The 12959-nt window shown below is 62.6% G+C and carries 11 protein-coding genes; 6 read left to right on the plus strand and 5 right to left on the minus strand.

The window, feature by feature from the left end; all coding sequences use genetic code 11:
- The first annotated feature begins 57 nt into the window (after positions 1 to 57).
- Positions 58 to 945, plus strand: a complete 888-nt coding sequence (locus tag QZ650_RS06030; RefSeq protein WP_292519799.1) for a dihydroorotate dehydrogenase — start codon at positions 58 to 60, stop codon at positions 943 to 945.
- Positions 938 to 1702: a dihydroorotate dehydrogenase electron transfer subunit gene (locus QZ650_RS06035; protein WP_292519800.1), complete on the plus strand. Its 765-nt coding sequence runs from the start codon at positions 938 to 940 to the stop codon at positions 1700 to 1702. Before QZ650_RS06030 ends, QZ650_RS06035 begins: the two co-directional genes overlap by 8 nt.
- Before the next feature lie 32 nt (positions 1703 to 1734).
- Here QZ650_RS06035 and QZ650_RS06040 read toward each other — a convergent pair whose 3' ends face one another.
- The 5 genes from QZ650_RS06040 to QZ650_RS06060 all read right to left on the minus strand — a co-directional run bounded on the left by QZ650_RS06040 (position 1735) and on the right by QZ650_RS06060 (position 7307).
- Complete coding sequence (locus tag QZ650_RS06040) at positions 1735 to 2799, minus strand: WD40 repeat domain-containing protein (RefSeq protein ID WP_292519801.1); 1065 nt, start codon at positions 2797 to 2799, stop codon at positions 1735 to 1737.
- 451 nt (positions 2800 to 3250) lie between these two features.
- Entirely contained in the window at positions 3251 to 3886 is a 636-nt protein-coding gene (locus QZ650_RS06045) for a molybdenum cofactor guanylyltransferase (RefSeq protein ID WP_292519802.1), read from the minus strand.
- 19 nt (positions 3887 to 3905) lie between these two features.
- Positions 3906 to 4817, minus strand: coding sequence for a ketopantoate reductase family protein (locus QZ650_RS06050; RefSeq protein ID WP_292519803.1), 912 nt, complete (start codon positions 4815 to 4817; stop codon positions 3906 to 3908).
- 19 nt (positions 4818 to 4836) lie between these two features.
- Positions 4837 to 5307: a methylated-DNA--[protein]-cysteine S-methyltransferase gene (locus tag QZ650_RS06055; RefSeq protein WP_292519804.1), complete on the minus strand. Its 471-nt coding sequence runs from the start codon at positions 5305 to 5307 to the stop codon at positions 4837 to 4839.
- The gene (locus QZ650_RS06060; protein WP_292519805.1) at positions 5295 to 7307 is read right to left on the minus strand and encodes an ATP-dependent DNA helicase; all 2013 of its coding nucleotides are present in this window, start codon (positions 7305 to 7307) and stop codon (positions 5295 to 5297) included. Before QZ650_RS06060 ends, QZ650_RS06055 begins: the two co-directional genes overlap by 13 nt.
- 262 nt (positions 7308 to 7569) lie before the next feature.
- On the opposite strand from QZ650_RS06060, the gene QZ650_RS06065 reads away from it, so the two are divergent.
- The 4 genes from QZ650_RS06065 to purB all read left to right on the plus strand — a co-directional run bounded on the left by QZ650_RS06065 (position 7570) and on the right by purB (position 11618).
- The gene (locus QZ650_RS06065) at positions 7570 to 7824 is read left to right on the plus strand and encodes a DUF5654 family protein (RefSeq protein ID WP_292519806.1); all 255 of its coding nucleotides are present in this window, start codon (positions 7570 to 7572) and stop codon (positions 7822 to 7824) included.
- A gap of 98 nt (positions 7825 to 7922) precedes the next feature.
- Complete coding sequence (gene corA / locus QZ650_RS06070; RefSeq protein ID WP_292519807.1) at positions 7923 to 8966, plus strand: magnesium/cobalt transporter CorA; 1044 nt, start codon at positions 7923 to 7925, stop codon at positions 8964 to 8966.
- A gap of 138 nt (positions 8967 to 9104) precedes the next feature.
- Positions 9105 to 10205, plus strand: coding sequence for a magnesium/cobalt transporter CorA (corA, locus tag QZ650_RS06075; RefSeq protein ID WP_292519808.1), 1101 nt, complete (start codon positions 9105 to 9107; stop codon positions 10203 to 10205).
- Positions 10206 to 10277: 72 nt separating this feature from the next.
- A complete protein-coding gene (gene purB / locus QZ650_RS06080; RefSeq protein WP_292519809.1) occupies positions 10278 to 11618 on the plus strand; it encodes an adenylosuccinate lyase in 1341 nt (446 codons plus the stop codon).
- Positions 11619 to 12959 lie beyond the last annotated feature (1341 nt).

A 12959-nucleotide genomic window follows, 5' to 3' on the forward strand; every position in this document is an offset into this window, starting at 1 on the left:
CTTTGCTAGTACACTTGGCGCGAGAGTATAATAATACTCTACTCCCACCTTTTTTCAATGGTTGCGCTTTATCCAGGCTCCATCGAGGTCGGTGGCATCCGGTTGAAGAACCATCTTCTTCTGGCGGCCGGCATCCTCGGAACCACCGGGGCGTCGCTCGCCCGCGTCCTCGCGAGCGGTGCAGGTGGTGTGGTCACGAAATCCATCGGCCCGAGCCCCAAGGAGGGACACCCCGGACCCTGCCTGATCGTCGTCGACGGCGGCATCATCAACGCGATGGGTCTCCCCAACCCCTCGGCCGCATTCGTGGACGAACTGACCGTCCTCCGGGACGAGCCGGTGATCGTGAGCATCTTCGGGGGGACGCCGGAAGAGTTCCGGACGGTTGCCGGGTGGTTTGCCGGCACGGCTTCCGGGCTCGAACTGAACCTCTCCTGCCCCCACGCGGAGGGGTACGGGGCGGCGATCGGGAGCGACCCGGCTCTCGTGGAGGAGTGCACACGGGCGGTGGCCTCTCTCGGGGTTCCGACCTGGGTGAAACTCACCCCGAACGTCGCCGATATCGGCGAGATCGGGGCAGCCGCAGAACGTGGCGGAGCGGACGCGATCGTTGCGGTGAACACCGTGAAGGCGATGCGGATATCGACGGCCCTTCGCCGACCGGTGCTTGGAAACCGTTTCGGCGGGCTCTCGGGGAAAGCGATCTTCCCCATCGCTGTCCGGTGCGTCTACGACCTCTACGAGGCCTGCTCCATCCCGATTATCGGGTGCGGCGGGATCTCCACCGCCGACAACGTCGTCGAGATGATGATGGCGGGTGCGAGCGCCGTGGAGATCGGGAGCGCGGTCATCGATGGCATCGATATCTTTGCTACGATTGGAAAGGACCTCTACAGCCGCGACGGCATCGACGCACGCGAGATCGTGGGGTGCGCCCATGCATGAGCAGATGCCTCTCGGGGTTACGATAACGAGGATCGTAGAGGAGACGCCGTCGATCAGGACGTTCGTCTTCGACCGCGAGATCGCCGCCCGGCCGGGGCAGTTCGTGATGGTCTGGGTGCCGGGCGTGGACGAGGTTCCGATGGCCCTCTCCTCCCCGTCCTCGATCACCGTCCAGAAGGTAGGGGACGCGACCGCCGTCCTCTTTGCGATGGGCGAGGGAGACCGTATCGGGATACGCGGTCCCTACGGCAACGGGTTTGCCGTCTCGGGGCGGACGCTCGCCATCGGCGGCGGCGTCGGGGCCTCCCCGCTGCTGCCGCTTGTCACGGCCGGGCATGTGGACACCTTCCTTCTCGGCGCACGGACGGCCTCCGAGCTCCTCTTTGCGGACCGGATACGCGAAGATGCGACGCTGATGGTCGCGACCGACGACGGCACCGCCGGCCACCACGGGTTCGTGACGGAGCTCATCTCACGGGTGGACCTCGCCGACTTCGCCCACATATGCGTCTGCGGGCCCGAGATCATGATGAAGGCGGTGCTCGCCGTCCTCGACCGGGAAGGGTGTGCAGAGCGGGGGCAGTTCTCCCTCCACCGTTACATGAAGTGCGGGGTTGGTCTCTGCGGTTCATGCTGCACCGACCCGCACGGCCTGCGGGTCTGCAGGGACGGGCCGGTCTTCACCGGCGACGTCCTGCTCGGAAGCGAGTTCGGGCACCACACACGCGACGCAAGCGGGAGCAGGCACAGGGTCTGAGAACGTCCCGTAAAAAGTCAGAAGAGGGGGAGTCAGGCTAAGAAGTCCTCCTGGGGCTCAAGGAAGAGGGAGATGATGTTCTCCACCCATCCGAGCACCTGCGAGACGATCGGGACCTCCCCATCCGGCACCCGGGCGTCCGCCTCCACGACACTGCCGGAACTCTCGTTTGCAGCCGTCGGCAGGGGGGTCAGGTCGTCCTCAACCGGAGTCGGGAGTTCAACCCCCCCTCCCACTGCCTCTTCCGGCTCCCCGCTCTCGAGCAGGGCCGTATCCCTCGTGAAGAGACGGATGAACCGGTCGCCGTCGCCACCCCCGACAACCAGGAACGTGCCGTCAGGCGTCACGGCAACAGACTCCGCACGACCATTGAGGGTGATCTTCTGGATCTCGGCTCCCGTACGGTCGAGGACATAGACCGTCCGGCCGGATGCGGCGAAGACCTCTCGTGCTTCGTTCGTCAGCGCTGTTGAGAGGATGGCATCGCTGGTCGGGTACTTCCAGAGGTGCTCCCCCTGCCCCGTCGAGAGGTAAACACACCGGTCAAGCGATCCGGCTGCCACAAACCTCCCGTCCGGGGTGAGGGCAATCCCCTCCACGCGCTTGCCGGTGCCGTAACTCCATGATTCTCCCTGCCTGCTGTTGAGATAATAGACCCCCTGGTTGTCACACCCGACCGCAATGACGCGGCCGTTATCCGATATGGCAATACCGTGAGTATCGGTCCCCATATCGTAATCCCAGAGGGTCTTCTTATTCTTATCAAAGAGATATATCGCGCCGTTATCGCACCCGGCGGCGATATAGGCTCCGTTAGAGGAGAGTGCCACGTCATTGTAGACGAAGGTCGTCTTCTCGGTCCAGACCAGATCTCCGCTTCTATCAAAGAGGTAGAGTTTGTCCGCAGCGACACCGATCAAAGACCCTTCGGGTGATATCCCGACACCGTTCACCCGCGAACCGACAGGGGTCCTCCAGATAACGGCACCCTCCCGATCCACGAGGTATACCACCCGGCCCGCACCGGCAACGATCGTTGAACCGTCCTGCGTGATTGCCACAGAACTGACGGCATCGCCGGCCCCGAATTCCCACAAAGGAGCATAGGTCTCCCCCGCAGCGGATGCAAACCCGCACAGGGCAGTGATGAGACAGCAGAACAGGAAGAGCGATGCAAAGAGCCGATTGGTCCGGGACCTGCGGGATCCGTACCCGGAGTGCGCGAATACCAGGCTCGCGGGCTCTGCCCGGCCTCGCATGGTAGAGTGAACTGAAGTTACTTCCCCCGATAACATCAGACCCTGACTTATCTGATCGTGTATATATCCCTTACGGGGAGCCGGGCCGGCCTCACACGCCGGAGGGTCCAGAGCACACGCTCAACTCCCTGTTCGGGATGGCACGGCATCGCCAGGGTTTCAAGCACGTCGCAGAGAGCGGTTAGGATAGATCCGGTGAAGCCCGGGTTGGCGGTCATGCCCGGGGGGTATACCGGGGTAACAATGAGACAGGGTGAACCGCCGGGAAAGACCCGGAGTACCGGCCCGCTTATGACGGCCCCTGTTCGGACCTGCACGCATCGTCTCCACCGTGCTCTGCGGACGGGTCGAACAGTTCCAGGTCCTTTAAGTTATTGATGTTGGTGAACGTCAGCAAGTCCGGATCGATCTCCCGGATCTTCTCCACGCTCACGTACCGGGCATTCAGGCTCCGCACCATCGAGCGAAGCGAGAGCGACTCGTGCTCCTCAAGGTAATCGAGGAGTGCGCTCGTCCGGTAGACCGCGTGGAGCGGTTCAAGCATATCGGCGTTCCAGCTCGGGATGGCAGCATCGTAGCCCTCCGCGGCCCCAAAGAGCATCCTCACCACCCCGGGGTGGATGCAGGGCATATCGCAGGCGGCAACGAAGATGTACTCGCCGTGCACTGCGAGGGCACCCGCATGCAGCCCGCCGATAGGTCCAAGGTCCCTCCTGATATCCGGTATGCACCGGATCTCCCCGAGATGGCCGAACCGTTCACACTGTTCGGGGTCCCGGGCAACCACCACGATCTCATCCACCACCTCAGAGAGGGTACCGATGAGACGGTCGATGAAGGTCTCGCCCCGGAAGGTGAAGAAGTACTTCTCCCGACCCCCGGCGCGCCGTGCCGCTCCACCAACAAGGACTATTGCAGACTGCATGCTCCTCTCCCCCCGACCGTCAGAGCCGCTCCCGGAAGCGGATCAGTTCGGCGATGCAGGTATTGTAGGGCGCGTCGATGCCGTGTCTCCGGGCGAGCGCCGCCACCGCGCCGTTCAGGAAGTCGATCTCGGTCCTCCGGCCCAGGGTGAGGTCCTGGAGCATCGACGAATGATGAGCGGCCGTCGGCGGGAGTTGAGTCGTCCGGAGGTGCTCCAGGTACGCTTCCGGCGTCATCCAGGGGAGGGTGACGCCCTCGGCATCCACCACCCGATAGGCCTCCTCCACAATCGCGGTGACGATCGTCCAGGCGTGCGGATCGGTGAGCGCGCCGTAGGGGACGTTCATGACGGCTCCGAGCGGGTTCAACGCGCAGTTGTAGAGGGTCTTACTCCAGATATCGGTCCGGATTGCATCGGTCGCCTCCACCCGGATGCCGGCCTTCCGGATGAGGTCCGCGAGAAGCCCGACCCGGTCGTCCATGCCGGAAGGGAACCGGCCCAGTTTCATCGGGGCCGCCTCGACCGAGACATGGACCGATGCATCGCCCCGCCACTCGAACCCGGTGATGATCATGGCGCCGATGATCCGATCGGTGAACCGCCCGATGATCTCCTCGTTGCCGATCCCGTTCTGGAGGCTCACGACCTCGCGCCCCCTGATGGCGTCGGCGAACTGGCGGCAGACCGCCTCCGTGTCGGTTGACTTTGCGGTGATGATGTAGTAGTCGGCGTCCTGCCACGCATCGGGGAGATCCTCGGAGCAGCTGAAACGGTATGTGCCCTCTCCCCAGATTCCAGTCAGCAGGAATCCGCGTTCCCGCACCGCGTCCGCATGCCGCTTCCTGGCGACGGCGTGGACATCCGCAACGCGGGATAATTTTGCGGCAATGGTCAGGCCGACCGCCCCCGCACCCAGGACTGCGATCTTCATCTCAAGTATATAGGTTGAGTTACCTGTTAATTCCTCTCTTTTCCGACGCACAGGGGCCGGGTGCACGGCGTTCCATGGCGAGCAGCGCCTCCTTGATCGAGAGATCCGGGGTGAACCCGCCGATACCGGTCTTCGCGACGACACGGTGGCAGGGCACCACGATCGGGGTCGGATTCCGTGCCATTGCCGATCCGACCACCCGCGGCGCGGTCCCGACGATCCGGGCGATATCGCCGTAGGTGACGGTCCCGCCGCAGGGGACCGTACGGACGGCGCGGTAGATACGGGCAGATGTGGAGTCTCCCTCGGTTGCGATGCTTCTGAGGGAAGTGAGGTCTGCCGGCAGCCCGGCACAGTAGCGCCGGATCTCTTCCGGGACCGGCCCCGGAAGTTCAACACGGGCGAACCGGACCCGGTAGATGAGGTCGTCCTGCCATGCCACATGGACGTACCAGAGGCCGAACCGGCACGACCCGGTCACGATCGCCATTTACCGGCCTCCTTCTTGAAGAGGTCGATGGTGCATGCGGTCATCTCCTCCTGCATCCACGGCGGCAGCCCGGCATGGACCCGGGACTCGAGGAACCGCTTATCCCCGACAACAAGCATTCCGCGATCCTCGGGTGTCCGGAGCACTCTCCCGAGTGCCTGCAGCGCGCGGTTGACCGCCGGGAGGGTGTAGCTGATGAACTCCCCCTCTTCGCCGAACTTCATCCGGAAGTAGTCAATCACCATCCTGCGGACACGGTTGAAGGGGGCGAGCGGGAGGCCGATGACGAGCGCTCCCGAAAGCATATCACCCCGGTAGTCCAGGCCCTCGCTCCACTTGCCGCCGCATACCGCAAAGAGGATGCCCGAGCGGCCCGTCCCGGGGAGGGCCATAAACTCCCGAAGCATCCCGGCCGAGGCTGCGGTATCCTTTGACTCGATGTAGATCTGCTTTCCCCGGATCCGGGGAGCGCAGCGTTCTGCAAACGTGTTCAGGAGGTCGTACGAGGGGAAGTAGATCGCGAGGTTCCCCGGGAGGCGGGCAAACGTGGTGATGTAGTCCTCGGTCCGCGCGAGGTTCTCTTTGTCCCGGCGCATCGAGTAGGCGGTGGTGATGTCGCTTGTGCAGAAGATGCGGCGGTTCTCCGGGGGGAAGGAGTTCGGGAGCGATATCGTTGTGACGGGAAGGTCGCCGAAGTAGTAGCGGCGGTAACTCTCGATGGGAGAGAGCGTTCCGGATATCAGGACCGTGCAGGCGTGCGCCTGGGCGATATCCTGGAGTTTGGTGCTCGGGTCGATGTTTCGGACCTCAAGCGCCACAGTCCCGTCATCCTCCTTCCGGTAGACCGTCAGGTACGCCGGGTCGGCCGCCGACCGGAAGATCCGGTAGAAGAACTCGGTCAGCCGCTCGATTGCGCTCTCCCGGAACTCGCCCGCCTGCATGTTCTTCTCGCGGATCCCCTCGCTGATCTTGAGGAGGTCGTCCACGACCTCCTCCATGCTCCGGTAGAGTGTGCCGGAGAGGATCATCCGCTGGAAGATCGCGGGGTCGAACCAGTCCTCGATCTCGTGGGAGGCTTTGAGCGCCTCCATGAACCGGGTTATCTGAGGAAGGATCTGGGCGACGGCGTCCGCCTGGTGCTGGGAGCGCCGCCGACCGGCGAGTTCATGTTCGGCCTGGACGATATCGCGCTCCTCGATCGTCACGCTCTCGATGCTCTGGACGACATCGCCGCAGTTGTGGGCCTCGTCGATGAGCAGCAGGGTATCGTGCCCCTCAACCCCGAGCGACTGGTAGAGCTGCTCCCGGATGATGTCGTCAAAGAGGTGATAGAAGTTCACGAGCACCACATCGGCTTCCCGGGCGGCATGCATCATTGTGTCGTAGGGGCAGATGTCGCCGCAGAACCCGGCAAGCTGGTCGGGCCAGATGAGCTCGGTGCTCACCCGCTCGGCCCGGACGCGCAGGGCCGCCGACGGGATCATCTTCAGCCCGGCATCCTCAGGCTCCACAAAAGATTTGCCGTGGATGAAGTAGGGGCAGATGAGCGGGTGGTCCGGGTCCATCTTCCGGATCTGCTGCCGGATCTGGCGGTCGTTTGCCGGGACGAGCGATCCCTTCTGCGCCCGCTCCCGCATCAGCGCCGTCGAGAAGGCCTTGACGCCCTCGCACCGCCGGTAGATATCCCCCTCGCCGCCGAGCGGGCACATGCTGGACTTGCCGATGAGGTAGGCGAACTTGAGGCCGCCACGCCTCTTCCGGATGAGATCGAGTTCGCGCATGAACGTCGAGAGTTGACTGATAGTCCTGACGGCGACGAGCACTTTGCGTCCCCGGCTCTCCGCGAGGAGCGCGGAGACCACGCTCGACTTGCCGCTCCCGGTCGGGGCATCAATCATGGCGATGCCGCCGTCGCGCGCGACAGATGCAGCCGCCTCAAGCATCTCCCGCTGGTTGGGCCGGTACTCCCGGTACGGGAACCAGCCGTCGAGGGTATCCATTACATACAGATTCGACGGCTGACGTCAATGTAGTTTGGGTGCCCGGGGCGAAAGTGAAGGAGGTCGGACCGGTCACCGAATGGCAGGGGAGCGGGGCCCGATATGCCGGGATACCGCTACGAATCGCCATAGCGAGGATATCACCAGGCCTTGTCGGCAATAAGCGCATTTTGTAGACTCATTCAGCCAATAAACCCCGGAGAGCGGGCCCGGCCGAAAGTATTATAGCGTCATCGGTACACCTCCCGCCGGAGGAGAACATATGTCACTCAAGGCTGAGGTCATCGATAAGATAGCGGCCCTCGTCACAGCCGCATTCGGCCTGGTCGCAGCTCTCGCGTGGAACGGCGCCATCCAGGAACTCTTCACGCTCATCTTCGGAGAGCAGAGCACACTCGTTGCAATGCTGGTGTATGCCATCGTCGTGACGATCGTCGCGGTGATCGCGGTTATCCTGATCGGCCGCGCCGCGGCGAAGGCAAAGGGAGAGGATGAGGCGGCGGCAAGAAGAAGGTGAACCCCGGGCACCCCTCCATTTTTGGCATACCCTTCTCGACCGGAACCAGCCTGATCTCCGATGAGCCGGCATGATGACCAGCAGCGGGGCGGGGCCGGATGACCGAGGGGCAGGACGCTGACGCCGGGGGAGCCGTCTATACCGGCCCTGCCCGTGCACGATCGGTCACCGTCACGGTCATGGACTACGATGCGTCACGCCTCGACGAGTGGACCTGCACCCGGTCCGGGGACCTCCGGGCCCTCATCCTCCGTCCGACGGCGGTTACCTGGATCAACATCGACGGTGTCCACGAGACCGGGATGGTCCAGGCAATCGGGGAGGCTGTCGGGATCCACCCGCTGACCCTGGAAGACATCACGAACACCCGCCAGCGCCCGAAGATCGAGGACTACAGCGACTACCTCTACGCTGCAGTCCGGATGCTCGCTCCCGACGGCGATGGTGAGTTCCGGAGCGAACAGGTCAGTCTTGTGCTCGGGACGGGCTACGTTGTGTCGTTCCTGGAACAGCCGGGCGATGCATTTGAACGCATCCGGGAGCGGCTGCGTGCCGGGTCGGGACGGCTCAGGACCGAGGGGGCGGATTACCTCTTCTACGTCCTGCTGGACACGATCGTCGACGGCTATTTTGCCGTGATCGAGGCATTCGGGGAACGCATCGAGGTGATAGAGGAAGAGGTGGTGGCAGATCCCGACCACGAGACCCTGCAGGCGATCTACGCCTTAAAGCGGTCCCTGGTTGCTCTCCGGAGGGCGGTCTGGCCGCTCCGTGACATGGTGGCGGAACTCGAACGGGGAGAGTCGCCTCAGATCCAGGAACCGACACTCGTCTACTTCCGGGACGTCTACGACCACACCATAGAGGTTGCAGAGACCGTGGAGACCTACCGTGAGATGATGTCAGGGACCCTCGATGTCTACCTCTCAAGCCAGAGCAGCCGGATGAACGAGATCATGAAGGTCCTCACCATCATCGCCACCATCTTCATCCCGCTCACGTTCATCGCCGGGGTCTACGGCATGAACTTCGCCTACATGCCGGAGATCAGCCATCCCTGGGGCTACCCTCTGGCCCTCGTCTCGATGGCGGCCGTCGCGGGTGTGATGCTCCTCTACTTCAGGAAGAGAGGCTGGATCTGATCCAGAGAGGCTTTCGGGAGACAGGAACTCCTCTTCCCTTCCCGTCGTGATCACCGGGGGAGAGCGAGCGGATCGCCCCGGCGGTGGCGTTTTATACCATGGGGCGAATGCACCCTCCCGGAGGTCACCCCGGATCCGGTGGAGCAGGCGCTCGCGTGCCGGGATATCCCGATCGAACGCGATAGGGCAGAACAGCCCCGGGTGGTCCCCATCTCCGGGGCAAAGAGTCCGGAGGTGAAGATGCAGCCGGAAGAGTCATGTCGGATACTCCCGATCCGGGTGATGGACTACACGAAGGACCGCATTGAGGAGCAGGAATGCATTGAGCTCACGAAGGCCTGGTCGTGGATCAGCCGGGAGACAGTCACCTGGATCGACATCGTCGGGGTGCTGGAGCATGACGAACTTGTGGTGCTGGGAGAACAGGCGGGCATCCACCCGCTCACGATGGAGGATATCACGGTCCCTGACCAGCGGCCGAAGGTAGAAGAGTTCGGGAGTTACGTCGCCGTCATCGCGAGAATGCTCTCGGAGAGAGAAGGCAGGGTCGCAAGCGAGCAGATCAGCCTGATCTTCGGGGAGAACTACGTCATAACGTTCCGCGAGCAGTCCTTCCACGTCTTTGAGCACGTCCGGGAGATGCTCAGAAACGAGCAGAGCACTCTCCGGGGTTCGGGACCGGATTTCCTCGTTTACATGCTCCTCGACGCAATCGTGAGCGTCTACCTCGCCATCCTCGATGCGGTCGACGACCGGGTGGAAGACCTCCAGGGCAGGGTTCTGGCTTCCGCGGACCCGCTTGCCATAAAGCAGATCTACGAACTCAAGGAAGACCTCGTGACCATCCGGCGAGCGGCCGTCCCGGCACGGGAGGTCCTCGGTTCGCTTGCCGCCCATGAGTCCGGCCTCGTCCGGAAGGAGACGGTCCCGTACTTCCGGGATGCATACGACCGGTGCATCCAGGCCGCCGAGATTGCGGAGTATTCCCGGGATACGCTCTCCGGCGTGATGGACCTTCATGCCTCAAATCAGAGCAACCGGCTCGCCGAGATCACGACGTTCCTCACCATCGTCGCGACCATCTTCATTCCCTTAAGTTTCATCGCCGGGTTTTACGGGATGAATGTCCGGAACATAACGTTCGTGGACTCGCCCTGGGGCTACCCGTTCGTCATTCTCCTTATGATAGGCGTCGTGGGCGCGATGCTCCTCTACTTCAGAAGGAAGAAATGGATCTGACAGCGAGCCCTGCGGCGCGGGGAGAGGGGCGGCACCTCTTTTTTGTAGCGAGAATACCAACACTTCTCTACTATGGCAATCCACCCCATCGACTACCGGTACGGCACCCCCGAGATGCGGGCCGTCTGGAGTGAGGAAAACCGCTTCCGGGCGATCGTCACGGCCGAAGTGGCGCTGGCGCGGGCTGAGGCGGCGCACGGGATGATCCCCCGCGAGGATGCGGAGACGATCGCATCCTGCGCGCCCGAGGCACGCCTTGAGCGGGCGAAGGAGATCGAGGCCGAGATCAACCACGACATGATGGCGGTCGTCAAGGCCGTCACCGAGGTCTGCGGCGACGCCGGGCGGTGGATCCATTACGGGGCGACCTCAAACGATATCCTGGATACGGCGACCGCACTGCAGGTCCGCGAGAGCCTCGCTCTCATCGAGGAGAAACTGGGCAAACTCCTCTGCGTTCTCCTCACCCGGAGCGCCGAGACGAAGACCCTCGTCTGCGCGGGGCGCACCCACGGCCAGATCGGTGTCCCGACGACCTATGGCCTCCGGTTCGCGATCTGGGCAAGCGAGGTCGCGCGTCACATGGAACGGCTCCGCCAGATGCGCCCGCGGGTCGTCGTCGGGCAGCTCACGGGGGCGGTTGGCACCCAGGCGGCGCTCGGGGATGCCGGTATCGAGATCCAGGCAACGATGATGGAGTTCCTCGGCATCCAGCCGGTGGACGTCTCGAACCAGATCATAGCGCGTGACCGCTACGCGGAGTACTTCATGCTCCTTGCAAACATCGCGACGACGCTCGATAAAATCGGGCTTGAACTCCGGCTGATGCAGCGCTCCGAGATCGGAGAACTTGCGGAGGCGTTCGGGAAGAAGCAGGTGGGCTCAAGCACGATGCCCCACAAGAGAAACCCGATCAAGAGCGAACAGGTCTGCGGCCTTGCCCGCATCGTCCGATCCGCGGTCGAGCCGGCATTGCAAAACAACGTCCTCTGGGACGAGCGCGACCTGACGAACTCTTCCCCTGAGCGGGTGCTCTTCCCCGAGGCCTCGATCCTCGCCGACCACATCCTCAAGGTGATGATCGGCGTGATGGAGGGCCTTGAGTTCAATAAGACAAACATCCGCAAGAACCTGATGATGCTCCGGGGCGTGAATCTCGCCGAGTCGGTGATGATCGACCTCACAAAGCGGGGCATGAACCGGCAGGAGGCCCACGAAGTGATGCGGACGGCGAGCATGCAGGCCCTCGCCGAAGACCGGGACCTCGCCGAGGTGCTCGGCGAGCGGCCGGAGGTCACGGCGTTCGTCACCCGCGAGGAACTCGACGCTCTCCTCGACCCGGACGCCTACATCGGGACGGCCGTCCGGCAGGTGGAGCGGCTGATCGAGAAACTCACGCCGCTCTGCCGGTGAAGGGATCCCGGGGCGGGGTGCGCCGCCGCATCCCGTCCGATCACCGGCAACGACGGCCATCATCGCGATAAAAAAAAACGTCCCTTCACCACATCTTTTTACCAACGCGGCACAGGGTGGCGCTATCTCACCGGTGTGAACGATGACCGCTTCTGCACGAGGACAGTGGTTGGGCGAAACGGAAGGAGTCGCTCAGAACTCTTCCGCGATGCCGTAACCGTAGGACCGCAGTACCTGACTCCCCGGCATGCCGGACAGTGCCCCGGGGACCAACCGATACAAGAAAAACCAGATCCCTTGAACCTCTTCCGCGCCTGCTCCCGACGAACGCAATTCCCGGGCACGACGGTTCACCGGACGTGCACCTGACGATGCTCGATGGACGCTCCCTGAGGGGCATCCTGATCCTGAGGATTCACACCTCTCCGGGGCGACCGTTGAAGATACACTCGGCGAGATATGGTCGAGCGTGGTAGCGCTGATCCTCTAGCCCGTCGTCGTCTTTGCCGTCGCATACACGCGGTTCATGCGGACGGATATCCGATGATAGACGGGCGCGCACATTCGCTCCCGGGGAAGGGCTGCATCGGAAGCAAGCTGATTATTCCGCCGGGTTTCGGTATTTGGGGGAGGTATGCAGGATTCTTACCGGGGTACGCACTCATACCCGCGATCCGGGGACCGAGGTATATTTCCACTGGATGTCGGCAGTACTGCCGGGAGATGGAACAACGAGCGCGTATCAGGAGAATGCGAAGGCCCGGGTACAGCCACGACAGTTCGATGTTTGTCACAGAAAAGGTATATGGGGGAACGTTGACGCCTTGAACGGTGACACCGTGTACGGTATCCCACGGGGGCCGGGAACCCCGATTGCCGTCGTATCCCGGCCCCCAAAAGCGTGCCCGGAGGGCAATAGGGCTGCTGGGTGCCAGGGGATAGCCGTTGCGGTTCCGTGTTCCTCCAGGCACTGTTACGGAATTTCGAGTGACATAGTATTGCAATGGGAAGGAAATGCACCAAACAGGATAGTGATGTGATGTCAATTGGTTCTTGTGGTCCTGTTCAGGACGTTAAAATGAACGCATCGGCAAAGATTAATTCTGCAGAATTGTACCAGAGGGGTGACGGTACCCGCTATGTTGTAATAGACTGGTATGTAAGTGGATGTTTTGATTATAGTCAACAGTTCACGTTCACGAGCTGCGAACTCAGTACAACGATCAAAGTGAGTTGGCCTGGCAGCTCGAGTGAGATCGTGAAACCTCTCTATACCGATTACTGCATACAGTCCGGTACGGACAATTTAGCTGTGACGTCTTCAGCGTCCTCCTATACTGT

It is taken from the genome of Methanoculleus sp., assembly GCF_020696975.1.
GTDB lineage: Archaea > Halobacteriota > Methanomicrobia > Methanomicrobiales > Methanoculleaceae > Methanoculleus.